Source organism: Gracilibacillus sp. YIM 98692 (genome assembly GCF_010993965.1).
Lineage (GTDB): Bacteria > Bacillota > Bacilli > Bacillales > Amphibacillaceae > Gracilibacillus.
On record NZ_WIXM01000011.1, the window covers coordinates 78518 to 104559 of the forward strand.

Annotated in this window: 21 protein-coding genes and 3 riboswitches; of the genes, 20 read left to right on the top strand and 1 reads right to left on the bottom strand. The window is 39.6% G+C overall.

Annotated elements, in window-relative coordinates; genetic code table 11:
- Positions 1 to 125 precede the first annotated feature (125 nt).
- The 6 genes from GHD00_RS11785 to GHD00_RS11810 all read left to right on the top strand — a co-directional run bounded on the left by GHD00_RS11785 (position 126) and on the right by GHD00_RS11810 (position 10021).
- Positions 126 to 1496 carry a TrkH family potassium uptake protein gene (locus tag GHD00_RS11785; RefSeq protein WP_276208277.1) on the top strand — a complete coding sequence of 457 codons (1371 nt, stop codon included), beginning with the start codon at positions 126 to 128 and terminating at the stop codon, positions 1494 to 1496.
- Between the two features lie 459 nt (positions 1497 to 1955).
- Positions 1956 to 2906: an AAA family ATPase gene (locus GHD00_RS11790; RefSeq protein WP_163538366.1), complete on the top strand. Its 951-nt coding sequence runs from the start codon at positions 1956 to 1958 to the stop codon at positions 2904 to 2906.
- On the top strand, positions 2903 to 4168 hold the full coding sequence (locus GHD00_RS11795) for a DUF58 domain-containing protein (RefSeq protein ID WP_163538367.1): 1266 nt from the start codon (positions 2903 to 2905) through the stop codon (positions 4166 to 4168). The genes GHD00_RS11790 and GHD00_RS11795 overlap by 4 nt, the downstream gene beginning before the upstream one ends.
- Before the next feature lie 6 nt (positions 4169 to 4174).
- A complete protein-coding gene (locus GHD00_RS11800; protein ID WP_163538368.1) occupies positions 4175 to 6394 on the top strand; it encodes a transglutaminase TgpA family protein in 2220 nt (739 codons plus the stop codon).
- 30 nt (positions 6395 to 6424) lie between these two features.
- Positions 6425 to 6531: riboswitch (purine riboswitch) on the top strand.
- Between the two features lie 273 nt (positions 6532 to 6804).
- A complete protein-coding gene (gene guaA, locus GHD00_RS11805) occupies positions 6805 to 8337 on the top strand; it encodes a glutamine-hydrolyzing GMP synthase (RefSeq protein ID WP_163538389.1) in 1533 nt (510 codons plus the stop codon).
- Positions 8338 to 8415: 78 nt separating this feature from the next.
- Positions 8416 to 8518: riboswitch (purine riboswitch) on the top strand.
- Between the two features lie 198 nt (positions 8519 to 8716).
- Positions 8717 to 10021 (top strand): NCS2 family permease, encoded by a 1305-nt coding sequence (locus tag GHD00_RS11810; protein ID WP_163538369.1) that lies wholly within the window; start codon positions 8717 to 8719, stop codon positions 10019 to 10021.
- 533 nt (positions 10022 to 10554) lie between these two features.
- Here GHD00_RS11810 and GHD00_RS11815 read toward each other — a convergent pair.
- Positions 10555 to 10992, bottom strand: coding sequence for an Hsp20/alpha crystallin family protein (locus GHD00_RS11815; RefSeq protein WP_240468678.1), 438 nt, complete (start codon positions 10990 to 10992; stop codon positions 10555 to 10557).
- A 245-nt stretch (positions 10993 to 11237) separates the two neighbouring features.
- Here GHD00_RS11815 and GHD00_RS11820 point away from each other — a divergent pair, with 245 nt between their 5' ends.
- The 14 genes from GHD00_RS11820 (at position 11238) to purD (ending at position 25577) form a co-directional block, all read left to right on the top strand.
- Positions 11238 to 11828, top strand: a complete 591-nt coding sequence (locus tag GHD00_RS11820; protein ID WP_163538371.1) for a DUF2179 domain-containing protein — start codon at positions 11238 to 11240, stop codon at positions 11826 to 11828.
- Positions 11779 to 11997 carry an NETI motif-containing protein gene (locus GHD00_RS11825; RefSeq protein WP_240468679.1) on the top strand — a complete coding sequence of 73 codons (219 nt, stop codon included), beginning with the start codon at positions 11779 to 11781 and terminating at the stop codon, positions 11995 to 11997. Before GHD00_RS11820 ends, GHD00_RS11825 begins: the two co-directional genes overlap by 50 nt.
- An 83-nt stretch (positions 11998 to 12080) precedes the next feature.
- Positions 12081 to 12180, top strand: a riboswitch (purine riboswitch).
- A 441-nt stretch (positions 12181 to 12621) separates the two neighbouring features.
- The gene (gene purE, locus GHD00_RS11830; RefSeq protein WP_163538372.1) at positions 12622 to 13113 is read left to right on the top strand and encodes a 5-(carboxyamino)imidazole ribonucleotide mutase; all 492 of its coding nucleotides are present in this window, start codon (positions 12622 to 12624) and stop codon (positions 13111 to 13113) included.
- Positions 13100 to 14239 (top strand): 5-(carboxyamino)imidazole ribonucleotide synthase, encoded by a 1140-nt coding sequence (purK, locus tag GHD00_RS11835; RefSeq protein ID WP_163538373.1) that lies wholly within the window; start codon positions 13100 to 13102, stop codon positions 14237 to 14239. Before purE ends, purK begins: the two co-directional genes overlap by 14 nt.
- 20 nt (positions 14240 to 14259) lie before the next feature.
- Positions 14260 to 15555 carry an adenylosuccinate lyase gene (purB, locus tag GHD00_RS11840; RefSeq protein ID WP_163538374.1) on the top strand — a complete coding sequence of 432 codons (1296 nt, stop codon included), beginning with the start codon at positions 14260 to 14262 and terminating at the stop codon, positions 15553 to 15555.
- Between the two features lie 16 nt (positions 15556 to 15571).
- Positions 15572 to 16285, top strand: a complete 714-nt coding sequence (purC, locus tag GHD00_RS11845; RefSeq protein ID WP_163538375.1) for a phosphoribosylaminoimidazolesuccinocarboxamide synthase — start codon at positions 15572 to 15574, stop codon at positions 16283 to 16285.
- The gene (purS, locus tag GHD00_RS11850) at positions 16282 to 16533 is read left to right on the top strand and encodes a phosphoribosylformylglycinamidine synthase subunit PurS (protein ID WP_163538376.1); all 252 of its coding nucleotides are present in this window, start codon (positions 16282 to 16284) and stop codon (positions 16531 to 16533) included. Before purC ends, purS begins: the two co-directional genes overlap by 4 nt.
- Positions 16530 to 17213: a phosphoribosylformylglycinamidine synthase subunit PurQ gene (gene purQ, locus GHD00_RS11855; RefSeq protein WP_163538377.1), complete on the top strand. Its 684-nt coding sequence runs from the start codon at positions 16530 to 16532 to the stop codon at positions 17211 to 17213. Before purS ends, purQ begins: the two co-directional genes overlap by 4 nt.
- Entirely contained in the window at positions 17197 to 19425 is a 2229-nt protein-coding gene (gene purL / locus GHD00_RS11860; RefSeq protein ID WP_163538378.1) for a phosphoribosylformylglycinamidine synthase subunit PurL, read from the top strand. The genes purQ and purL overlap by 17 nt, the downstream gene beginning before the upstream one ends.
- On the top strand, positions 19401 to 20813 hold the full coding sequence (purF, locus tag GHD00_RS11865) for an amidophosphoribosyltransferase (RefSeq protein ID WP_163538379.1): 1413 nt from the start codon (positions 19401 to 19403) through the stop codon (positions 20811 to 20813). The genes purL and purF overlap by 25 nt, the downstream gene beginning before the upstream one ends.
- Positions 20814 to 20976: 163 nt before the next feature.
- Complete coding sequence (gene purM, locus GHD00_RS11870) at positions 20977 to 22005, top strand: phosphoribosylformylglycinamidine cyclo-ligase (protein ID WP_163538380.1); 1029 nt, start codon at positions 20977 to 20979, stop codon at positions 22003 to 22005.
- Positions 21998 to 22576: a phosphoribosylglycinamide formyltransferase gene (gene purN / locus GHD00_RS11875; protein ID WP_163538381.1), complete on the top strand. Its 579-nt coding sequence runs from the start codon at positions 21998 to 22000 to the stop codon at positions 22574 to 22576. Before purM ends, purN begins: the two co-directional genes overlap by 8 nt.
- A gap of 3 nt (positions 22577 to 22579) precedes the next feature.
- Positions 22580 to 24115 carry a bifunctional phosphoribosylaminoimidazolecarboxamide formyltransferase/IMP cyclohydrolase gene (gene purH / locus GHD00_RS11880; protein ID WP_163538391.1) on the top strand — a complete coding sequence of 512 codons (1536 nt, stop codon included), beginning with the start codon at positions 22580 to 22582 and terminating at the stop codon, positions 24113 to 24115.
- 205 nt (positions 24116 to 24320) lie between these two features.
- Positions 24321 to 25577: a phosphoribosylamine--glycine ligase gene (gene purD, locus GHD00_RS11885; RefSeq protein ID WP_163538382.1), complete on the top strand. Its 1257-nt coding sequence runs from the start codon at positions 24321 to 24323 to the stop codon at positions 25575 to 25577.
- Positions 25578 to 26042: the final 465 nt, after the last annotated feature.

A 26042-nucleotide genomic window follows, 5' to 3' on the forward strand; every position in this document is an offset into this window, starting at 1 on the left:
CATTATTTTAAGTCTTGAAGTGGGGGCTTATAGACGATTGGTCACCGTAATAAATGAGCAGATGATTATTGGAATAATCTGTGGTAAACTATCGTTTAGCTTAAATTATGCTAAGGAGTTTCAATATGGCAATAGTATTAATAATGAAAAAAATGCTGAAGCAGTGGTCCGCTATACATCATATCGTTACGTATTATCTATTAGCGGTAATTTTTTCGACTATCATAGTAAGTATTCCACTTTTTCATAATCCGGGAGTGGAACTGTCCTTTATTGATGCGATGTTTACTGCCGTTACTTCGATTAGTGTAACTGGTTTAACGGTTATATCAGTAGCAGATACTTTTAACCCAGCTGGACAGATCGCTATTGCCATTATCCTTCACCTTGGTGGTATTGGGATTATGACAATGGGTACATTTATATGGGTAATGTTAGGAAAAAAAATCGGTATTCGAAGTCGTAAATTAATTATGGTGGATCAAAATAGTAAAACATTGGCAGGACTCGTTAGATTAATGTTAGAAATATTTAAATTAATTTTACTTATTGAAATGGTAGGAACATTGGTTTTATCGATCCATTTTTTAAGTTATTATGACACTTTTCGTGAGGCTTTTTTACACGGGTTGTTTGGAGCTATTAGTGCCACCACGAATGGTGGTTTAGACATTACTGGCGCATCTTTACAACCATTTGCCAATGATTATTTTGTTCAATTTATTAATATGATATTAATCATTTTAGGAGCAATAGGTTTTCCTGTATTAATTGAAGTACAAGAAGTGCTTAGGGGAAGAGTGTATGGTGTTATAAATGACCGTCATAAATTTTCCTTATTTACTAAAATAACGACAGTGACTTTCTTTTGGCTAGTTATGGTAGGTTGGGTGCTCATATTTTTTCTGGAAAAGAATGCCTTTTTCGCCGATAAAAGCTGGCATGAATCATTTTTTTATAGTTTGTTCCAATCCGTTACGTCAAGAAGTGGTGGATTATCAACGATGGATGTTTCTGAATTTACATTACCTACACTTTTTTTGATGAGCGGTTTAATGTTTATCGGTGCTTCCCCAAGTAGTGTAGGGGGCGGGATTCGTACAACAACGTTTGCTATTATGCTGCTAACGATTTTTAATTATGCAAAAGGGAATTCTAGTGTAAAAGTATTTGGCAGAGAAATAGATCACGAAGATATGATGCGTTCATTTATTGTCATCACTACAGGTCTTATGCTTTGTGTAGGCTCCATAATTGTGTTAGCCAAAACAGAGAGCTTTTCTTTAATTGAAATTGTCTTTGAAGTATCATCCGCATTCGGTACGACGGGGTTATCGATGGGGATTACACCGGAGTTATCTACTTTTGGTAAATCCCTTATTATGTGTTTAATGTTTATTGGTCGAATCGGAATTTTCTCGTTTTTATTCTTAATTAGAGGAGACGCATCTAAAGATAAATATCACTATCCAACAGAGCGAGTAATTATCGGATAAGGGCTGTCTTATAATAAAGTTCACAGTTTTCGATTCCAGTTGTGAGAACAGGGAACTGAACTTTAGACAGCTCCTTTTTTCTTTACACTATCAGAAAGTATAAAATTTAGCAGCAAAGCTACTCGACGTAGCAAAAATTTTTAAGTACAAAGTATAAGTAAAACTAAGGCTTTCGCCATTAGGACTTGGAGATAAGCCAAGTTTTTCTTTACAAGTTAAGAAAGTATAAAAATTTACGCTTCGCTGTCTAGCTCCAGCGCCTACCCCCTCGAGGTCTTAAGTCGAGCCTCTTTGTGGCAAAAAAGCACCACATAGAGGCTCGACTTATTGCCCTAGGGTGACCAAGACGCTTGCGCTTTTCTTTACTAAATACCAAAATCAATCAGTATGCGAAAAGGGCAGGAATATAGTATAGTTGTAGTTGAAGTAGTTCAGTACGGACGGAGGCGGAAATGGCTTATGGAATATCATAAACAAGTTGCCGAGATTTTAGACAATGTCAAGAAAGTGATGATTGGGAAAGACAAAGAAGCTACACTCAGTCTAGTCGCACTATTAGCAGATGGACATGTACTATTAGAAGATGTACCAGGGGTAGGAAAAACAATGCTTGTTCGTGCATTGTCACAATCATTGGATTGTGCTTTTAAACGTATACAATTTACACCTGATTTACTTCCATCCGATGTAACAGGTGTTTCGATATATAATCCGAAAGAGATGTTTTTTGAATTTAGAGACGGGCCGATATTTGGCGATGTTATTTTAGCAGATGAGATTAACCGAACATCACCAAAGACGCAATCAGCATTGTTAGAGGCGATGGAGGAAATGAATGTCACAGTTGATGGAGTCACTAAATCATTAAAGAAACCATTTTTCGTTATGGCTACACAAAATCCTGTAGAGTATGAAGGGACATATCCTTTACCGGAAGCACAATTAGACCGCTTTCTCATTAAGCTAAGTATGGGGTACCCAAGTGAAGCGGATGAGTTAGAGATGTTAAATCGAACAGATCGACAGCATCCAATAGAAGACATTAAGCCAGTTATTCAAAGACATCAATTGATTGAAATGCAAGAGACGATTCAACAGATATATATGGATGAAACTGTAAAGCGTTACATTGTACAATTAGTAGCGGCAACTCGCAAAAATGATCATGTGCAACTAGGAGTTAGCCCAAGAGGATCGATTGCATTAATGAAGGCGGCAAAGGCATATGCATTTATTCAAGATAGAGATTACGTAATCCCCGATGATGTAATCTTTTTAGCTCCGTATGTCTTAGCACATCGAATGATTTTAAAGCCAGAGGCAAGGTACAGTGGAATGAACCAGGAAACCTTATTAGCTGATATCTTAGAACAAGTAGATATACCTGTTCGAAGGGAATTAAATAGATGAAATCACTTGTGATAAAATTATGGAAGATGCTTCAACTCATCTTACTTATCGCAGGTCTTTTCATTTTTGCTATGTTTCAAGGGGGATTTGTCAGCTGGTTTCTGTTTTATAGCATTACTCCTATTCTTCTTTACATGATCTTCATTCCATTTTACCCCTTACACCATTGGCATGTAGATCGAAAACTTTCCCAAACCTATGTCTATGCTAGCGGTTCGGTGGAATTAACTATTTTACTAAGAAGACGGAACTTCTTTCCATTATTGTATGTGGAGATTGAAGAAATTTGCCCTGCAACGCTTCATAAAAAGGATGTAGGAAAGCAAAAATTCCGAAATCTAACACACACAACCACCCATTTGCAAAAACGAAGGTTTAAAAAAGTGTTATTTCTTGGATTTCGCAGAGCACTAGATGTGACGGTTCCATTATCTCAATTACCACGTGGAAAACATACTTTTTCTACTATTTCTATTAAAATCGGTGATCCATTTGGATTTGTAGAAAAGGAAGAAAGATTTTTAAGAGATGACCCTTTATATGTATATCCGGCAATTCAAGGTATGCGTTGGACGCAAAATGCTTATAGTATAGAGGCAGGCACGTTACCATCTTTGGTGCATGATGAGAGGTTGACGAATATGGTTTCAGGGGTTCGTGAATATACTCCTGGTGACCGTTTTTCATGGATAGATTGGAAGACTACGGCAAGGAAAAATACGGTAATGACGAAGGAGTTTGAACAGGAAAAAGATTCACAGCTGTATATTTTGCTCGATGTAGAGGAACAACATGTAAACCAACCACTTGTGTTTGAAGCAGCTGTGGAGTGGACGATGGGGATAATTGATGGGGCACGTAAAACAAAGCAACAGTTGACCTTTCAGACTATGGGAAAGACCGAGCGTTCTTTTTCCCCTCAACAAATTCAATTTCAATATCCAGTAATTCAAAGCTACTTAGCTAACATTAGTCAAGAGAAGCCAGCTATTCCGCTATCTAGTAAACTTTCTTCTGCTAATGGGTTTATTCCAAGAGGGTCTGTCGTTATATTAATCATCTGTTCCCTTAACCAATCATTGATTCATAGTTTGATAGAGCTTTATAGTCGGAATGTATTGGTAAAGGTTTGTTTGATAAGTCCTAAAGAAGAAATTAGAAATGGGGATAGAAACCATATAGAAAACCTTAAAATGAAAGGTATTCCTGTTCAACTTATAACGGAAGAAGATTTGCAAAGAGAGGAATGGGAGGTGAAGTAGACCGTCATGCAGCAGAAATGGAAAGATACTACTGTCACATCTGCTCTTATATTAATCGCTGGATTTTTCCTGTTTTGGGAGTGGTTACGTCCTTTAGAGGCAATTACAGATACAGGAAACGTCTATTTGTTTGTTCTTTTTACTGCATTATGTTTTGGTTTATCTTATTTAGTTCCAAATGGTTGGATTCGCTTTTTGTTGAAAGGTACTTCATTAGTTATCATCTTAGATTACTTATTTTTAACAAGTACTTTTCTATCAACACCATGGATGCAACAAATATATCGTGAAGTTGCATTCAACATGAATACCATCTTAAGCAATGAATGGTATTTAATGACGCCATTTTTTCGCAGCTTTTTGTTTTTAATTTTGTTATGGCTGATGAGCTATCTTTTACATTATTGGTTTGTTGTCGCTCAGAAATATTTTCTATTTATTGCTTTAACGGTCATTTATTTAGCTGTATTGGACACTTTTACCGTTTATGATGCAAAGACAGCGATTGTTCGCACGTTTGCGATTGCATTTATAGCGCTTGGCATTAGCCATTTCCTACAACGCACAGAAGGTCAGATGTCGGATAATGATAAAAAGTGGGAAAACTTACTAAGGTGGTTGACCCCTGTTATAGTCATTGTTTGTATTGCCACGATTGTGGGGATTTATTCACCTAAATTAAATCCACAATGGCCGGATCCTGTACCATTCATTCAAAGTACAGCTGGTCATGTAGGGTTTGTGGATGAAAGTCAATTTCAAAAAAAGGTAGGTTATGGGGAAAACGATTCTCGACTTGGTGGCTCTTTTGTACAGGATGATAGCCCAGTGTTTGAGGCGCTAGCGAATGATCGTTTGTATTGGCGAATTGAATCAAAGGATGTGTATACAGGTAAAGGCTGGGAGCGATCTGCGGAGTTGGAATATGAGCCAATCAACAATCATAATATTTCATGGCGTTCGTTCTCGGATTCAGTGGAAACCACTTCTGAAAATACGTTTATACAGCGTTCAGAGAATAGTCAATTATCTAAAGTTGCCTATCCGTATGGTGCCAGAGAAATTCGTAGTCGTGATGGAATCCATTTCTTCCAAGATAATCAATCAGGTATGATGGAATATGAGCTTTCGGAGCAGCAACAGCAAATAGATGGATATACGATTACTTATGAGTCCCCTTCATATTCGATTGATAATCTTCAAAACATTAGTCAGCGAGATCCGGATCACATTCAAGCAAATTATCTGCAGTTGCCGGAAGATTTACCAGATCGTGTGTCACAATTAGCTGAAGAAATTACAGAAGGTGAAGAGACAAGGTATGATCAGGTAAAAGCAGTCGAACAATATTTTAGTTTAAATGGTTATAGCTATCAGATTGAAGATGTATCAATACCTGACGGCAACGAAGATTATGTGGATCAATTTTTATTTGAAACAAGGGTAGGTTATTGTGATAATTTTTCTACCTCGATGGTTGTTTTGCTTCGTTCGTTAGACATACCTGCTAGGTGGGTGAAAGGTTTTACTGGCGGGGATATAAAAGAAAACCAACCAGAGAATATACCTGATGGTTATTTTGTTTATGAAATAACCAATAATAATGCTCATTCATGGGTGGAAGTTTATTTTCCTGAAACAGGATGGATCCCATTTGAGCCAACAAGCGGCTTCACCAATCAAACAGAGTTTTATCAGGAAACAACCAGCCAAACCGATTCGAATCCGGTGGAGCCAGAAGAAACAGAGGAAGAAACAGTAGAGAATGAAACAGAAGAGATAGAGTTGGAAGAAAGAGACGACGAAGAAGCCTTTGCTAGCATTGATTTTGATAATGAAGAACCCAAGTACAGTTATACTTTTATATTAATGACTATCGGTGTTATACTGCTTCTGTTAGTATTGCTAGGAGTTATTTATTACAAACGCCAAACAATAAAAGATTGGTACTTGTTACAAAAATGGAAAAAAATTTCTCAACCAATGCAATTCGAGCAAGCTTATTTATTTGTACTGCAGCTATTAGATAAGAGGATGATTGGTCGCAAAAAAGGTCAAACATTGAGGCAGTACGCCAAAGTAGTAGATGAAAAACTAGCCAATGATGACATGATTGAATTGACTAAGTTATATGAAGAATATGTTTATCGAAAAGGGGAAATAAATAAGCAAGACACGGAATTGCGTGAATTATTTGAAAAGTTAATGAAACAAATATTTGCTTGACCAGCCTATCATCGATTGATAGAATGAGATAAAATTAAGAGAAACGACCTTCATATATGTTTGAGAATACGGCTCAAATGTTTCTACCTGAACACCATAAAGTGAGACTTCCATCAGTGGGGGGTTCTTCATCCCTTACTGATGGTTAGCGAAGCTTATCAGGGTGCTAGCGTCCGTTATCCCCGTTATATTAAGTCTTGAATTGGGGGCTTACGGACGGTTGTTCACCGTGATAAATGTTCAGACTATGAAGGTGGGGGTCTGTTCCGTGATTTCTGCCTTTCTAAGTACTGCCTGATAGAAAGGCAGCTTTTCTTTTTCCAAGTGTTTTTATGGAAACAAAAGGCAAAGCATGATCGGACAAAAACAGGAAGGTCGTGAACATAAAGAAGGAGTGGGACAATTTGGAAATGAATAATGAATTAGTTCTAGTTTTGGACTTTGGAAGTCAATATAATCAATTGATTACCCGACGAATTCGTGAATTCGGTGTTTACAGTGAGCTGCATTCCCATCGTTTAACAGTGGAAGAAATTAAAGAAATTAATCCAAAAGGTATTATTCTTTCTGGCGGTCCACATAGTGTTTATGGTGAAGAAAGCTTCCGTTGTGATGAGCGTATTTTTGATTTAGATATTCCTGTTTTAGGTATTTGTTATGGTATGCAATTAATGACTCATCATTTTGACGGGAAAGTAGAAAGAGCCAATCAACGCGAATATGGAAAAGCAGATATAAATGTGAAGGATGGTGCTGTTCTTTTTAAAGGAACACCAAGTGAACAATCCGTTTGGATGAGTCATAGCGACAAAATTATAGAAGCACCTGCAGACTTTCACGTAGAAGCAACAAGTGAATCAACACCAGTTGCAGCGATGAGTCATCCAGAGAAGCAATTTTATGGCGTGCAATTCCACCCAGAAGTACGTAATACGGTTTACGGAAATGATTTGTTAAAAACGTTTGTGTTCGATGTTTGTCAGTGCTCTGGTGATTGGACAATGGCGAACTTTATTGATATGGAAGTGGATAAAATCAGAGAACAAGTGGGAGATCGTAATGTATTATGTGCCTTAAGCGGCGGGGTAGATTCTTCTGTTGTGGCAGCTCTAATTCATAAAGCGATTGGTGATCAATTAACTTGTATTTTCGTTGACCATGGCTTACTTCGTAAAGATGAAGGCGAAGCGGTAATGCGCACTTTCCGTGATGAATTTCAAATGAATATTATCAAAGTTGATGCTCAAGAAAGGTTCCTAAGCAAACTGAAAGGAGTTTCCGATCCTGAGCAAAAACGTAAAATCATTGGTAATGAGTTCATTTATGTGTTTGACGATGAAGCGGCTAAGTTAGAAAACATGGACTTTTTAGCACAGGGAACCCTTTATACAGATATTGTGGAAAGCGGTACGGAAACAGCACAGACGATTAAATCTCACCATAATGTTGGCGGATTACCAGAAGATATGGAATTTCAATTAATTGAACCTTTAAACACGTTGTTTAAGGATGAAGTACGTGCATTAGGTACAGAGCTAGGTGTACCTGATGAGATTGTATGGCGTCAACCATTCCCGGGTCCAGGCCTTGGAATCCGTGTACTTGGCGAAATTACACCGGAAAAAGTAGAGATTGTTCGTGAATCAGATGCCATTTTGCGTGAAGAAATTAAGAAAGCTGGCTTAGACCGCGACATATGGCAATACTTTACTGTATTACCAGACATACGCAGTGTTGGGGTAATGGGAGATGCGAGAACCTATGATTATGCGATTGGCATTCGTGCTGTAACATCTATTGATGGAATGACATCTGATTGGGCTCGTATTCCATGGGATATACTGGAAAAAATATCTACAAGAATGGTGAATGAAGTAGACCACATTAATCGTGTGCTTTATGATGTAACCAGCAAGCCACCTGCAACCATTGAGTGGGAATAAAAAACGAACGTTAAATAATTTGATACAATTATCATTCGGTTTTATCTTGACTCACAAAGAAATTACTAGTATGATATCTACGTAATAGAAATCATCGATCGTATAATGTTGGGAATATGGCCCAAGAGTTTCTACCAAAGCACCATTAAATGCTTTGACTACGATGCGGATGTAAGTAGCTAGCTTTGTATAGTGAAGAATCCGAATTGTATGAGAACACCTTTGGCCTGGGCCAGAGGTGTTTTTTGTTGGCGAGAAAGGATCCCTACACCGAAGAGTTCATCACATGATCTTGCTTGCATGAATGCAATAAAAATTTAGTGATAAGCTAAGTTTGTTTCGGTATGTCAACTATGCACAGTAATAAGGAGGAAAAACATTGAAGAAATTTTTTGAGTTTGACCAGTTAGGAACAAATTATCGTACGGAATCAATGGCTGGGCTTACAACATTTTTGGCAATGGCTTACATTCTATTCGTTAACCCAACTATGTTAGCAACAGAAGGTACTGGGATGGACAGGGATGCAGTATTTGTTGCTACAGCATTATCGGCTGCGATTGGTACATTAATTATGGGTCTTTTAGCAAAATATCCGATCGCTTTAGCACCTGGGATGGGGCTTAACGCATTTTTTACTTACACAGTAGTTCTCGGATATGGAATTCCTTGGGAAACAGCGTTAGCGGGAGTTCTAGTTTCAGGTATTATCTTTATTATCTTAACATTAACAGGCATTCGTCAAATGGTGATTAATGCGATTCCTGCGTCTTTAAAGATGGCGGTAGGTGCTGGTATTGGGCTGTTTATTGCATTTATCGGTTTTCAAAATGTAGATATTATTGTTGCGGATCCAGAAGGAACCGTCGTGGCACTTGGGGACCTGACAGCAGGGCCAACTCTATTGGCGATATTTGGAGTATTTGTTACAATTATTTTAATTGCTATTGGATTTAAAGGCGGCGTGTTTTATGGAATGGTGATTACAGCAATTGTCGGCATGATTTTTCAATTAGTGCCAGTTCCGACAGAAATAGTTTCACCAGTTCCTAGTGTAGCTCCAACTTTTGGTGCAGCATTTGCGCATTTAGGCGAAGTATTCACTTTACAGATGTTGGTTGTTATTCTCACATTCTTATTTGTTGACTTCTTTGATACAGCAGGTACATTAGTAGCCGTAGCAAATAAAGCAGGCCTTTTGAAAGATAATAAATTGCCGAAAGCAGGAAAGGCATTATTCTCTGATTCTGCGGCAACAGTGGTCGGCGCTACGTTAGGTACTTCTACTACTACTTCTTATGTAGAGTCAGCTACAGGTGTTGGAGCAGGTGGTCGTTCCGGTTTTGCTTCTGTTGTGACAGCAGGATTATTTATTCTCGCACTGTTCTTTTCACCTTTATTAGGAGTAGTAACGGCATCTGTGACAGCTCCCGCGCTGATTATTGTTGGAGTGCTAATGGCTTCTTCTTTAAAAGAGATTCCTTGGGATCAATTTGAAATAGCAGTCCCAGCATTTTTAACTGTGATTATTATGCCGTTATCATTTAGTATTGCAACAGGGATTGCAGTAGGATTTATCTTCTACCCAATCACCATGCTTGCAAAAGGACGCTTCAAAGAAATCCACCCAATCATGTGGTTCTTGTTCGTTATCTTTGTTCTCTTTCTAGCGTTCTTACAATAATCAAAAGAGCTTTGACACATGTCAAAGCTCTTTTTTTTACACCATAAGTATAAAAATAGTGCACAAAATCCATAAACTAAGACGTAACTTTGAAAACTCGTTTCACGATGAGTACTTAATCGTCGCTGCGGAAAAACACTCGCTTTCCGTGGGGAACGCTTCAGCCTCCTCACGAGCAAAAAGCGCTCGCTGCGGGGTCTTCAGACTGTTCCTTTCCCACAGGAGTCTCGTATTTTTCCGCAGCTTGAATGGGTACTCGTTTTTAGTGAGAAAAATTACATTTTCTTACTACTCACAAGCGGAAGAAATATACGTAGACTCCTGCGGGAACAGCGAAGACGCTGAGACCCCGCAGTGAGGAACGAGCGAGAAGGCTCAGTGCGAGCCCGCGGAAAGCGAAGTGTATTTCTGTAGCGGTATTCAGAGCTCGTTTTTTAAGGATTAATATTTTTACTATGTTGTATTTTTGTTCGGATGCAAGTTCGTTGATGTAAGATAAAGCTGATAGAACCGGGCGGGTTATACCTGTTTCTTTATTCTTCGGCATCTTTTATTTCAATGCGTTTTTTTCTTCTGTTTTTCTCTATATTACGGTGCAATTGTACTTTCATTAGTCCATGCTGTAGGGTGGCAGATATTTTATCAGAGCGAACGGGGAATGGTAGGTCAATCTGTCTGGAAAATTCACCGTGTAAGAGCTCCTGTTTGACAGCTTTCCCAGCTGGCTTTATGGGAAATAACTCTCCCTTAATTTCCAGAGAATAACCATCTACGAGAAGCTCTACTTGTTTACTATTCTTAATTCCGGGCAAATTAATATAACATATCAATTCATTTTCATGCTCATACAAATTGATCGCAGGAATGGGAGGCTTTATCATATGTTCGAATTCATTCCAAAAGTCACCTCCAAAAAATTGATCAAGGTTGTTTTTCCAATCATGCATATGTTGAAATGGATCCAACTTCATCCCTCCTGTAGGTCTTCTAACGTTAGCTTACGAAAGCACTTGTTCTATCACGGTGCTCACCATCAGTGGGCGGTGAAGAACCCCCACTGATGGCAATCTCACATGAAAGAAAAATCGATCATTTTTTTCCTATGCACTGTGAATGGAATGTGATAAAATATTCTCGCTAAAATACGGTGTCGTTATTTAATAACGATATAGTATATGTTAGTCATGTATCACAATGTGACAATGGAGGTGCGCATATGCTGGAAAATGCGTTGGTTATGGTTGTAATCATAATGGTTATTAACATTATATATGTATCGCTTTCCACATTAAGGGTGATCCTAACGTTGAAAGGGAGAAGGTATATAGCAGGGGCAATCGGTATTTTTGAGATTGTCATTTATACGCTTGGTTTAGGGATTGTATTAGATAATTTAGGAGAAATACAGAATTTAGTGGCATATGGTTTAGGTTATGGACTAGGTGTAGTGATTGGTTCCATGATTGAAGAAAAGCTAGCCCTTGGACATATTACAGTGAATGTGATTTCTTCCGACCCAGAGATTTCTTTTACGAAAAAGCTGCGTGAGAAAGGGTATGGGGTAACCAGTTGGTATGCATATGGAATGGATGGTGACCGGTTATCGATGCAAATTTTAACGCCGAGAAAATATGAAGTGCATTTATATGAGACGATTAAGTCGATTGACCCTAAAGCCTTTATTGTTGCCTATGAGCCGAAACAAATATATGGTGGGTTCTGGGTGAAACAAGTGAAAAGGGGGAAGATTTTAAGAAGTGTCAAAAAACAAGAACAACAACAAGCTGCCAAAAAAGAAGAAGTTTGAACTGCAAGATGACGAAACGATTGAAGCATGCTTAGACCGCATCAAGAAAGAAGGATATCAACCGATGAGAAGAACAGAAAAGCCGGTTTTCAAGGAAAAGAATGGTGATGTCGAACCTGTAGGGAGTACAATTGTCTTTGATGCAGTTTTAGCAAAACACGAACGTTAATATGGACGATTATATTAACGTTCGATTTTTATTGACAGAAGCGAAGGCTCCTTGTTATCATAAATATGCAGTGAATAAATCTAACAATTGAAAAGCAAAGACCTCATATAATTTTGGGAATAAGGCCCAGTTGTTTCTACCCATCACCGTAAATGATGGACTATGAGGGAAGATGTTACATGGCTTTTAAATCTGTTATTCCGAGGTGAAGGATTTAAGCAGAATGTTCGTAAACATATCGGATTCGCGAAATTGCTCATAACCTGTAGAAGAGGAATAATAGATGAAAAAGGTTCATGTGAATAGACAGGATGACAAAACCTATTCATCTTCTCTTGTACAAGGGAGAGAATAGGTTTTTTATTTTATACTATAAGATAGTATAAAAATTTATTGTTGATAGTATAAGAAAACTAAGGCTTTCGCCAGTACTTGGCGATAAGCCAAGTTTTTTCTTTATCACGGTGAAATAACCGTCCGCTATCCCCCGCTTCAAAGTTCAAGCAAAGAATTTAAGTAGGGATTACGGACGCTAACACCCTGATTGGTTCAACTAAAAAATCAGTGGGGGGAAAAAGAAGCCCTACTGATTGACTTTCATTTTATATAGAGAGGGGTTATCTCATGGCACAAGTTGGTGTGATAATGGGAAGCATTTCTGATTGGGAGACAATGAAGCATACTTGTGATGTTTTAGATGAATTAGGTATTGCTTATGAAAAGGAAGTGATCTCTGCACACAGAACACCAGAAGATATGTTTGAATATGCAGAAAATGCTAGAGATAGAGGCTTGAAAGTCATTATTGCTGGTGCAGGAGGTGCAGCGCACTTACCAGGAATGGTAGCAGCTAAAACGACATTGCCTGTTATCGGTGTTCCTGTACAAACGAGAACGTTAAATGGATTAGATTCACTCTATTCCATTGTGCAAATGCCAGGTGGTGTACCTGTAGCAACAGTTGCGATTGGCAAAGCAGGTGCAAAAAATGCAGGTATTTTAGCAACACAGATGATTGGCAGCTTTGACCAAGAGGTCGCAGAGCGCCTTTCAAATTATCAACAACAAATGCGAGAAAAAGTCACAGAAATGAGGGAAGATCTTGCAAAACAATAAACTACTTTTCGGCTCAACAATTGGAATTATTGGCGGAGGACAGTTAGGTCGTATGATGACAACAGCAGCAAAGCATATGGGCTATTCGGTAGTCGTGTTAGATCCAACACCAAATTGTCCTACAGCGCAAGTGGCAGATGACCAAATTGTAGCTGCTTATGATGATATGGAGGCTGTACAAAAGCTTGCGGAACAAAGTGATGTCATCACCTATGAGTTTGAAAACGTTGATTTAGAAGCAGCACAATATTTAGAAGCTCGACAACTGTTACCACAAGGCGCAAATTCTTTACGAGTAACGCAAGATCGTGAGCTAGAGAAAAAGGCGATGGTGGATAGTGATCAGCCAGTAGCTCCTTTTGCTATCGTGAAATCAAAATCAGAATTAGAAGAGGCCGCGCAAGAGATAGGTTATCCATCTGTTGCCAAAACTTGTCGAGGCGGTTACGACGGCAAAGGACAAGTAAAGCTTACATCAGCAGATGATTTAGATCCAGCTGTTGAAATGCTGGAAAACGCAGGTCGTGTCATTGTGGAAAAATGGGTGCCTTTCGATAAGGAAATTTCGATTATCTTTACACGAACGAAAGATGGAAACATTTCCTATTTTCCAGTAGCAGAAAATAAGCACCGTGAACACATTTTGCATGCAACCATAGCGCCAGCAAAAGTATCTGATGGAGTGGCTGAGAAAGCAAAAGAAGCAGCAAAGGCTATTGCAGAAACAATCGGTGTTGTTGGAACATTCGCGATTGAAATGTTCGTATGCGGTGATGAGATACTAATTAATGAATTGGCTCCAAGACCGCATAATTCGGGACATTATACGATCGAAGCTTGCAGCGTTTCTCAATTTGAGCAGCACATTCGAGCAATATGCAACATTCCGCTTGCTCCTGTTTACTTTCACGGCGGTGCTGTAATGGTGAACTTGCTAGGCAAGGATGTCGAGCCATATGTAGAGAAGATGGAAGACTACAGAGTAGTGGCAGGACACTTACACATGTATGGCAAAAAAGAAAATAAGCCATTACGAAAAATGGGACATGTTACGTATATTGAAAATGACCCATGGAGGGTATATCAAGACTTAGTGGAGAAAAACTTAATACAAGAAGATAAATAAATAGGGAGGCAACGTACAAAATGATAGAACGTTATACAAGAGAAGAGATGGGCAGGATTTGGACAGATGAAAATCGCTTTGATGCTTGGCTGGAGGTAGAACTGCTAGCATGTGAGGCCTGGAGTGAATTAGGAATTATTCCAAAAGAAGATGTGGAAAAGTTAAGAGAAAAAGCTTCTTTTGATGTAGAGCGAATCTTTGAAATCGAACAGGAAACACGTCATGATGTCGTTGCCTTTACTAGAGCGGTATCGGAAACCGTAGGCGAAGAGCGTAAATGGGTACACTATGGCTTAACCTCAACAGATGTTGTAGATACAGCTTTATCTTACCTATTGAAGCAGGCCAATGATTTAATTCGTCGTGATATTGAAAACTTTATTGAAATTTTAAAAGAGAAGGCCATCGAGCATAAAAACACAGTCATGATGGGCCGTACACATGGTGTGCATGCTGAGCCAACTACGTTTGGGTTAAAAATGGCATTATGGTATGAAGAAATGAAGCGAAACCTCGAGCGTTTTAACAGAGCAGCAGAAGTAATCGAAACAGGAAAACTTTCTGGAGCGGTTGGAACGTATGCCAACATTGATCCGTTTGTAGAAAAGTATGTTTGTGAAAAGCTAGGTTTAACACCAGCACCGGTATCAACCCAAACATTACAACGTGACCGCCATGCGCAGTACATGTCTGCATTAGCGTTGGTTGCTAGCTCTATTGAAAAATTTGCGACAGAAGTTCGCGGATTGCAAAAAACGGAAACTCGTGAAGTAGAAGAATTCTTCGCAAAAGGTCAAAAAGGTTCTTCTGCGATGCCGCATAAACGTAATCCAATCGGTTCTGAGAATATGACCGGGATGGCACGTGTGATTCGCGGATATATGATGACATCTTATGAGAATGTAGCATTATGGCATGAACGCGATATTTCTCACTCATCAGCAGAGCGTGTGATCCTGCCAGATGCGACGATTGCAGTGAATTACATGTTAAATCGTTTCGGAAATATTGTGAAAAACTTGACGGTATTCCCTGAAAACATGAAGCGCAACATTAACCGTACGTACGGCGTAATTTTCTCACAACGAGTGTTATTATCATTGATTGACCAAGGCATGAGCCGAGAGGAAGCATACGATATGGTACAGCCAAATGCGATGAAGGCATGGGAGACGGCAACACCATTCCGTGAGTTAATTGAGAAGGAAGAACGCATCACAAACACCTTATCAAAAGAACAGCTAGATGATTGCTTTGACTATACGTATCACTTGAAAAATGTGGATCAAATTTTCAAAAAGATCGGCTTATCTTAATAGAGGGGGTACCATGATGAAAGACAAGCTTTTATACGAAGGAAAAGCGAAGCAAGTTTTCACCGTTGAAGGGGAGGAAAACTTACTTGTTTTATCCTATAAGAATGACGCAACAGCTTTTAATGGCGAAAAGAAAGAAGAGTTTAAAGGAAAAGGTCGTTACAATAACCTGATATCTGCAAAAGTATTTGAATACTTGCATCAAAATGGTGTGAAAAGCCATTTTAAAGAAGCGTTAAATGAGACAGAACAGCTAGTAGAAAAAACGACGATCATTCCTTTGGAAGTAGTAGTGCGAAATGTGGCAGCAGGAAGTATTGTTAGAAGAATCGGTGTAGAAGAAAAAACAAACTTCACCCCATCTCTTGTAGAGTTTTTCTACAAAAAGGATGAGCTGGGAGATCCATTAATCAATGATGCTCATGCTCTATTGTTGACAGATGCAAAGGAAGAAGAATTAGTGCAAATCAAAGAAATGGCGTTAAAAGTAAATGAAGTATTACAAAACTTATTCAAAGAAGTAAACCTTGAATTAGTAGATTTTAAGCTCGAATTTGGTCGTAATGCGTCAGGTGACATTGTCCTGTCTGACGAAGTTAGTCCAGATACTTGCCGTTTATGGGATATCGAAACAGGCGAGAAAATGGATAAAGACGTATTCCGTGAAGATTTAGGCGATTTAATGACTGTGTATGAAAATATTTTAACTAGACTGGAGGCATTAAAATGAAATTAGTAAAGGTGCATATTACATTAAAAGAAGGTGTATTAGATCCACAAGGAAAGGCTGTACAAGGATCTTTAAACACACTAGGTTATAACAAGGTGAAGGAAGTACGTGTTGGCAAATTTATGGAGCTGACAATGGAAGATGATGCAAATGTGGAAGAGCAAATAGAGGAAATGTGTAATCAACTTCTTGCTAATCCAGTTATCGAAAATTATGAATACACAGTGGAGGAAGGTGTTACCCAGTGAAATTCGCTGTAGTGGTGTTCCCTGGTTCAAACTGTGACCGTGATATGTACTATGCGGCGAAGGATGCACTTGGGGAAGAAGCAGATTTAATCTGGTACAAAGAAGCCAATTTAGATGGTTATGATGCTATTTTAATTCCCGGAGGATTCTCTTATGGAGACTATTTGCGCTCTGGAGCGATTGCCTCTACTTCTGATATTGTAACGCAATTAAAACAACAAGCAGAAAAAGGCGTGCCAATCTTAGGAGTTTGTAATGGATTCCAAATTTTGTTAGAATCTGGCCTTTTACCTGGTGCGATGTTACGCAATCAAAACTTAAAATTTATGTGCCATTTTGAAGAGTTAGTGGTAGAGAACAATCAAACCATATTCACATCAGAATATGAACAAGAAGAGATTGTGTCGATTCCAATTGCTCACAATGAAGGTAACTATTATTGTGATGATGAAACACGTGCTAAGTTGGAGGAAAATAATCAAATTGTGTTTACGTATAAAACGAACCCGAATGGCTCTGTAAGTGACATTGCAGGGATTATAAATGAAAAAGGAAATGTACTTGGTATGATGCCACACCCTGAACGAGCGGTCGAAGCACTATTAAGTAGTGACGATGGGTTGAAGTTATTCCAATCAATGCTAGTAAACTGGAGGGAAAAACATGTTGCAGGCGCCTGAAATTACCCCAGAAATGGTAGAAAAAGATAAAGTTTATCAAGAGATGGGTTTAACGGATAAAGAATATGACATGATTAAAAACATTATGGGTCGTCGCCCGAATTTTACAGAAATTGGTATTTTTTCGGTGATGTGGTCAGAGCACTGTAGCTACAAAACGTCTAAGCCACTTCTAAAAAAGTTCCCAACTGAAGGACCTCAAGTTGTACAAGGTCCTGGTGAAGGGGCAGGAGTTGTAGATATTGGCGACGGGCAAGGTGTCGTGTTTAAAGTAGAAAGTCATAATCACCCTTCAGCGGTAGAGCCTTATCAAGGTGCTGCGACTGGTGTTGGTGGAATTATTCGTGACGTTTTCTCTATGGGAGCTCGTCCGATTGCATCATTAAATTCGCTTCGTTTTGGTAACCTAAATACAGGTCGTGTGAAATATTTATTTGATGAAGTTGTACATGGTATTTCAGGTTACGGCAACTGTGTTGGGGTTCCAACGGTTGGCGGTGAAGTACAGTTTGATGATTCATATGAAGGTAACCCGCTTGTCAATGCCATGTGTGTTGGTTTAATTGATACGAAAGATATTCAAAAAGGGATTGCGGCAGGTGAAGGTAACACAATCATGTATGTTGGCTCTAAGACAGGACGTGACGGTATCCATGGAGCAACTTTCGCATCTGAAGACCTGTCTGAAGACTCCGAAAGCAAACGTTCTAATGTGCAAGTCGGAGACCCATTCATGGAAAAACTGCTGATTGAAGCATGTTTAGAAGTCATCCAATCTGATGCTCTTGTAGGGATTCAAGACATGGGAGCAGCTGGTCTTACTTCATCAGCGAGTGAGATGGCAAGTAAAGCTGGAATGGGCATGGAAATGAATCTAGATTTGATTCCTCAGCGTGAGCAGAATATGACAGCATATGAAATGATGCTTTCTGAATCACAAGAGCGTATGTTGTTATGTGTGAAAAAAGGCGAAGAACAAGAAATCATTGATATTTTCAAAAAGTACAACTTAGAAGCGGTAGCGGTAGGTCAAGTAACAGAAGATAAAATGTTCCGTTTATTGCATAAAGGAGAAGTGGTGGCAGATATTCCAGTAGATAACTTAGCGGAAGATGCACCTATTTTCCATAAAGAATCAAAGGTTCCAGCATATTATGAAGAGTATCAAAAGATGGCAGATTACGTACCAAATGTAGACAACCATACAGAAACATTAAAACAATTATTACAGCAGCCAACGATTGCAAGTAAAGAATATGTATATGATCAATATGATTCAATGGTGCAAGCTAATACTGTATTCTCACCAGGTTCTGATGCAGCAGTTGTACGTGTGCGAGGATATGACAAAGCTATCGCGATGACAACCGATTGTAACTCTCGTTATATTTATCTAGACCCAGAAGTGGGCGGGCAAATTGCAGTAGCAGAAGCAGCGCGTAACATCATATCTTCTGGTGCGAAGCCACTTGCTTTAACGGACGGGTTGAATTTTGGTAATCCAGACAAACCAGAAAACTTCTGGCAAATGGAAAAAAGTGTAGAAGGTATGAGTGCAGCCAGCTTAAAGCTAAACACACCGGTTATAAGTGGAAATGTATCTTTGTATAACGAATCCAATGGTCAAGCGATTTACCCAACCCCTGTAGTTGGAATGGTAGGTTTACACGAATCTCTTGATCACATTACACCATCACAGTTCCAGCAAGAAGGGGACACTATTTATGTGATTGGAGAAACAGCTCCAGAGTTTGGTGGAAGTGAATTGCAAAATGTATTAGAAGGCAAATATTTTGGAAAAGCACCAGTCCTGGACTTAGATGTTGAGGTAAACCGTCAAGGACAATTATTACAAGCAATTCGCGATGGTCTTGTTTCTTCTGCGCACGATCTTGCAGAAGGTGGCCTAGGAGTAGCCGTAGCAGAAAGCTTATTTGCTAACAAAGGTTTAGGAGCAGATATTAAAGTGAATGGAGACGTAACAGCAGCTTTATTTAGTGAAACACAATCTCGTTTCTTAGTATCTGTACCGGAAGCAAAGCGTGAAGCATTTGAAAAAGTAGTAGAAGATGCTCAAGCAATTGGTATTGTTACAAACACAAGTAAGTTAGTTGTTAATAGTGAGCAAGAACAAGTGATTAATGAAGACATCGAGTCATTACAACAATTATGGAAAGGAGCTATCCCGTGCTTGCTGAAATCAAAGGCATAAATGAAGAATGTGGAGTATTTGCGATCTGGGGGCATGAAAAAGCAGCCGAAATGACGTACTACGGCTTGCACGCTCTGCAGCATCGCGGGCAAGAAGGCGCAGGTATAGTAACAACAGATGGAGATAAATTGAATGTCCACAAGGGAGTAGGCCTTATTAATGATGTTTTCTCAGAAGGGGAAGTTTCTCGTTTGAAGGGGCACGCTGCAATCGGCCATGTTCGTTATGCAACACAAGGTGGTGGGGGATATGAAAATGTCCAGCCACTTGTCTTCCGTTCTCAGAAGAATAGTATGGCACTATCCCACAATGGTAATTTAGTCAACGCTCATGCTTTGAAAAATCAACTAGAGGCTCAAGGAAGTATTTTGCAAACAACATCAGATACAGAGGTTATTGCTCACTTAGTAAAACGAAGCGGTAATGTGCCAATGGAAGAAGCGATCACTTCAGCGCTTGGCATGATTAAAGGAGCTTATGCCTTTTCTATTTTAACAGAGGATCAATTGTTTATTGGTTTAGACCCTCGAGGCTTACGTCCATTATCTATAGGTCGTCTTGGAGATGCGTATGTTGTGGCATCTGAAACGTGCGCATTTGATTTGATCGGGGCCACTTATGAACGTGAAGTGAAGCCTGGAGAACTAATCGTTATTGATGAAGATGGATTCCGTACGAAGCAATTCACATCACCATTACAGCGTACTCTATGCTCTATGGAATATGTGTATTTCTCAAGACCAGATAGTGATTTAAATGAATTAAATGTGCATGCTAGTCGTAAAACGATGGGAAAACAATTAGCGGAAGAATCACCGGTAGAAGCAGATGTTGTGACAGGGGTGCCAGACTCCAGTATCTCAGCTGCGATTGGGTTTTCCGAAGCGACAGGTATACCCTATGAGCTTGGTTTAATTAAAAACCGTTATGTAGGCCGTACTTTTATTCAGCCTTCGCAAGAGCTTCGTGAGCAAGGGGTAAAGATGAAACTCTCTGCAGTACGCGGTATTGTAGATGGGAAGCGTGTCGTGATGGTGGATGATTCGATAGTACGAGGAACAACGAGTCGTAGAATTGTACGTTTGTTGAAAGAAGCAGGTGCGACAGAAGTGCATGTTCGTATTGCCTCTCCACCAATTCAAAATCCTTGTTATTATGGAATTGACACTTCGACAAAGTCAGAGCTCATCGCATCTAATAATTCGATAGAAGATATGAAAGAAATTATTGGTGCTGATACGCTTGCCTTTTTAACACCAGATGGCTTGAAAAAGTCGATTGTAAGTGATAGAGATACGCAGGAGCACGGTATTTGCCGAGCATGTTTTACTGGAAATTATCCAACAGAAATATATCCGGATACAGAAATTCCAGCATATAAAGATTAATTTTGGTGAAGTGACCGATAAAGAGTAGAAACTTATCTGGGTGCTAGCGTCCGTTATTCCCCACTCCATAATTCTAAGTCTTGAAGTGGGGATTTTACGGACGATTGTTCACTCTGATAAAAGAAAACCTCTTAATCGTAGCACGTGAAAAGGAGTTAATTCGATGAGTGATATTTATAAAAAAGCGGGTGTCGATGTTCATGCAGGCTACCAAGCAGTAGACTTAATGAAAAAGCATATTAAAAAAACAAATCGTCCAGAAGTAATAGGTGGCGTTGGCGCATTTGCTGGACTATTTGATTTAAGTAAATTTTCTTATGAAGAACCTGTACTTGTTTCGGGAACAGATGGAGTTGGAACGAAATTAAAACTTGCCTTTACGATGGATAAACATGATACAGTAGGTATCGATCTTGTAGCAATGTGTGTGAATGATATCGTAGCTCAAGGTGCTGATCCTTTATTCTTCTTAGATTACATTGCTTGTGGTAAAAATGAACCAGCAAAGATGGAACAGATCGTGAAAGGCATTAGTGAAGGCTGTGTCCAAAGCAATGCTGCTTTAATAGGTGGAGAAACAGCAGAGATGCCTGGTATGTATGGCGATGAGGAATATGACCTTGCAGGATTCGTCGTAGGTATTGCGGATAAACAGCAGTTAATCACTGGAGAAACGATTCAGGCGGGAGACAAAATCATTGGTATTGCATCAAGCGGTGTGCATTCTAATGGTTTTTCGCTAGTGAGAAAAATCATTGAAGATCAAGATCTTTCTTATGATACGAAAGTGGATGAATTAGGAAAGACTTTAGGAGAAGCATTACTTGAGCCCACTAAGATTTATACAAAGGCGATTCAACAATTAAAGCTTGATCTCACGATTAAAGGGATTAGCCATATTACAGGCGGCGGTTTTTACGAAAACTTACCGAGAGCAATCCCTGAAAAGCTTGGTGTTAACATTCAAAAAGGCTCATGGGAAATCCCGGCTGTTTTTAATTATTTACAAAAGCAAGCAGGTCTTGAAGAAGATGAAATGTATGGCGTTTTTAACATGGGTGTCGGCATGGCGGTAGTAGTAGAAGCTCATGAAGCGGATATGGCTATACAATTGCTGGAGGATATCGGAGAAAAGGCTAGCATTATCGGTGAGGTGACAGAAGAAGCAGGGGTGACATTTTCTAATGAGTAAAACGAAAATAGCTGTCTTTGCTTCTGGAACAGGCAGTAACTATGATGCCGTCATCGAAGCAGCCAAAAGCGGTGTGTTAGATGCAGAGGTTGCATTGCTGGTTTCAGATAAACCGAATGCAAAGGTAGTAGAAAAAGCAAAACAAAACCAGACACCAACTTTTATTTTTGATCCGAAAAATTATGACGGCAAGGATGCATTTGAAGCAGACATCGTAGAAAAACTTCAGGAAAAAGAAATAGAATGGGTGATTTTGGCTGGCTATATGCGTCTGATTGGCGACACATTGTTAAAGCCATTCGAAGGACGTATTATCAACATCCATCCATCTCTATTGCCAGCTTTTCCTGGACTGGATGCGATAGGACAAGCCTTTGATGCAGGAGTGAAAGTATCTGGTGTCACCATTCATTATGTCGATGAAGGAATGGATACGGGTAAAATTATTGCACAAGAAGCGGTTCAAGTAGAAGATGATATGACTCGTGAAGATTTACAAAAGGCGATTCAAAAAGTGGAACATCGCTTATACCCTGAAACAATTCAGCAAATTATTTCGAGAGGAGAATAAATGTTGAAAAAACGCGCGTTGCTAAGTGTATCGGATAAAACGAATTTAGTGCCATTTGCTGAAGGACTAGACAAGCTAGGTTATGAATTAATCTCTACAGGTGGTACCTTGAAAAAATTAAAAGAAGCAGGACTTCCGGCATTACCAGTATCTGCTGTTACCAATTTTGAGGAAATTTTAGATGGTCGTGTCAAGACCCTCCATCCGTATATTCATGCAGGACTTTTAGCAAGACGTGATGAAGAATCACATATTGCACAGTTAGAAGAGCGTGATATTGCGCCAATCGATGTTGTAGTGGTCAATCTTTATCCATTTAAAGAAACCATTGCAAAAGAAGATGTGACAGAAGCGGATGCGATTGAAAATATCGATATTGGCGGCCCAACTATGTTACGTGCTGCATCAAAAAACTTCCGTGATGTGACAGTGGTTGTGGACCCATCTGACTATGACTCAGTTTTAGAAGAATTAGACAATAATGGTGGATCTGCTGAATTCCGTAAAAACCTAGCAGCAAAAGTGTTCCGTCATACAGCAAACTATGACGCAATGATTGCGGACTATTTTGTTAACATTACAGAGGAAGAAGACCCAGAAACGTTTACCCCAACATTTGAAAAGGTACAATCCTTACGTTATGGAGAAAATCCTCATCAAAAAGCAGCTTTTTATAAAGAAGGAAATGTCAAAGGTGCTTCTATTGCAAATGCGAAACAATTGCACGGAAAAGAGCTTTCTTATAACAACATCCAAGATGCTAATGCAGCATTAGAAGTCGTACTAGAATTTACAGAAAAGCCAGCAGCAGTTGCAGTAAAGCTTATGAACCCATGTGGTGTTGGAATAGGCGAAAGCGTTGTGGATGCTTATCAAAAAGCGTATGAAGCAGATCCTGTTTCTATTTTCGGTGGTATTGTAGCCTTAAATCGTGAAGTAGATGAAGCAACGGCGAATTTATTAAAAGATATTTTCTTAGAGATCGTGATTGCACCTAGCTTCTCAGAAAAAGCATTAGAAATTCTAACTGTAAAACCAAATATTCGTCTATTAGAAACTCCGATGGAAGTAGACGAAACTGATACAAAAAAAGTGGTAAGTGTTATTGGCGGTTTACTTGTGCAAGACCGTGACAATGGCAGTGTAACTGCAAATGACTTGGAAGTAGTAACGGATCGCAAGCCAGATGCAAAGGAAACCGAAGAATTGCTTTTCTCTTGGAAAGTGGTGAAGCATGTAAAATCTAATGCGATTGTGGTAGCAAAAGGTGATCAAACGTTGGGTGTAGGTGCTGGACAAATGAACCGTGTTGGTGCAGCCGGCATTGCATTTGAACAAGCTGGAGATAATGCAAATGGTGCGGTACTAGCATCAGATGCCTTCTTCCCAATGCCAGATACGGTAGAAAATGCCGCAAAAGCAGGTATTAAAGCGATCATCCAGCCTGGTGGCTCAAAACGTGACCAAGACTCAATTGATGAGTGTAATAAACACGGCATTGCAATGGTCTTCACTAAAATGCGCCACTTTAAGCATTAATAAAGCAAGAAGGGCTGTCTCATAAGTTTAGTACTGATTCAGCAACGGGAATATGCGAGACTCTTTTGGAAACGAGCTTACGAGCCCAAGGAAAGTGAGTATATTTTCGTTGCTTGTACAGGGAACTAACTTTTTGGACAGCTCCTTTACTATTTAAAATATTATGTTGAAAAAATACCCTTACCTACATATGAAGGAGGAAATCATGAAGGTTTTAGTTATTGGAAGTGGTGGGCGTGAGCATATCATTGTTCAAAAATTAAAAGATAGTAAGCGTGTCGAGCAAATTTTCGCAGCACCTGGAAACGGTGGTATCGAAGCAGATGCAACATGTGTGGACATCAAGGACGATGCGATCGAAGAGCTCGTAGCATTTGCAAAAGAAGCAGAGATCGACTGGACCATTGTAGGACCTGAGGTTCCACTAACTAAAGGTGTTGTCAATGCATTCCAAAATGAAGGCTTAAAAGTGTTCGGGCCAACAGAAGAAGCAGCGATTATTGAAGGAAGTAAAGATTTTGCTAAAGAGTTTATGCACAAGTACGACATCCCGACGGCAAAATACCAAACCTTTACAGACATTGATCAAGCCAAAGCTTATATTAAGCAAGAAGGTGCACCAATTGTCATTAAAGCTGATGGCTTAGCAGCAGGAAAAGGGGTAGTGGTTGCTCAAACTGAAGCAGAAGCAGAAGAAGCGGTAGAAAGCATGCTAGTAGGCAACCGTTTTGGTGATGCTGGAAGCCGAGTAGTGATTGAAGAATTCTTGGACGGAAGAGAATTCTCCCTTTTTGCATTTGTCGATGGGGAAGATGTTTATCCTATGGTGCCTGCACGTGATCATAAACGCGCATATGATAATGATGAAGGTCCAAATACTGGCGGTATGGGTGCCTTCTCCCCAGTACCAGGTCTAGATCCGAAGCATGTGGAATACACGGTAGAAAAAATTTTAAAGCCCGCTGCAAAAGGTATGAAACAGGAAGGTCGTACCTATACAGGAGTACTGTATGGCGGGCTAATTGAAACGAAAGCAGGACCAAAAGTCATTGAATTTAACGCACGTTTTGGCGACCCAGAAACGCAAGTGGTATTGCCTTTATTAGAGAATGATTTAATCCAGGTAATAGAGGATGTCACCTCAGGAAAAGATCCACAATTGAGCTGGAAGGACGGTTATGCGATTGGAACTGTAGTCGCATCTCAAGGATATCCAGGCGCTTATCAAAAAAATGTCCCGCTGCCAGCGCTTGAAGAAGATGATCAAGTGTATGTGATCCACGCTGGAACAGGCAGTTCGGAAGGCGGAGGATTTCATTCAACAGGTGGTAGAGTGCTTCTCGTCGGTTCTATTCAAGATAGTCCAGAAAAAGCACAAAAAGAAATTTACCGCTATCTCAAACGATTTGATCAAACAGACGACTTTTTCTATCGAAAAGACATCGGTTTTAGCAAAGAATAGTACACATCAAAGCTGCTAACCCTATAAAGGGTTAGCAGCTTTTTCTTATTAATAATAGAACTATAATACTAAGGAATTTTTTTAGAAAAAGAGAAAGTATAAAAAATAATGCGTAATATCCATAAACTACGACATAACTTTTGAAAACTCGTTTCACGATGAGTGCTTAATCCGACGCTGTGAAAAAATACTCGCTTTCCGGGGGCAGCACCTCAGCCTCCTCGCTCACGAAACCCGTTCGCTGTGGGGTCTTCGGAAGCTGCTCTTCCCCCAGGAGTCTCGCATTTTTTCACAGCTTGGACATAGTGCTCGTTTTAAGTGAGAAAAACCATAGTTCTTACTACTCACTAGCGGAAGAAATATACGAAGACTCCTGCGTGAACAGCGCGAGCTGAAGATCCCGCAGGCAGCTTGCTGCCGAGGAAGCTGAAGCCGTGCCGCGTGCCTAGCAAGCCGTTCATTGCT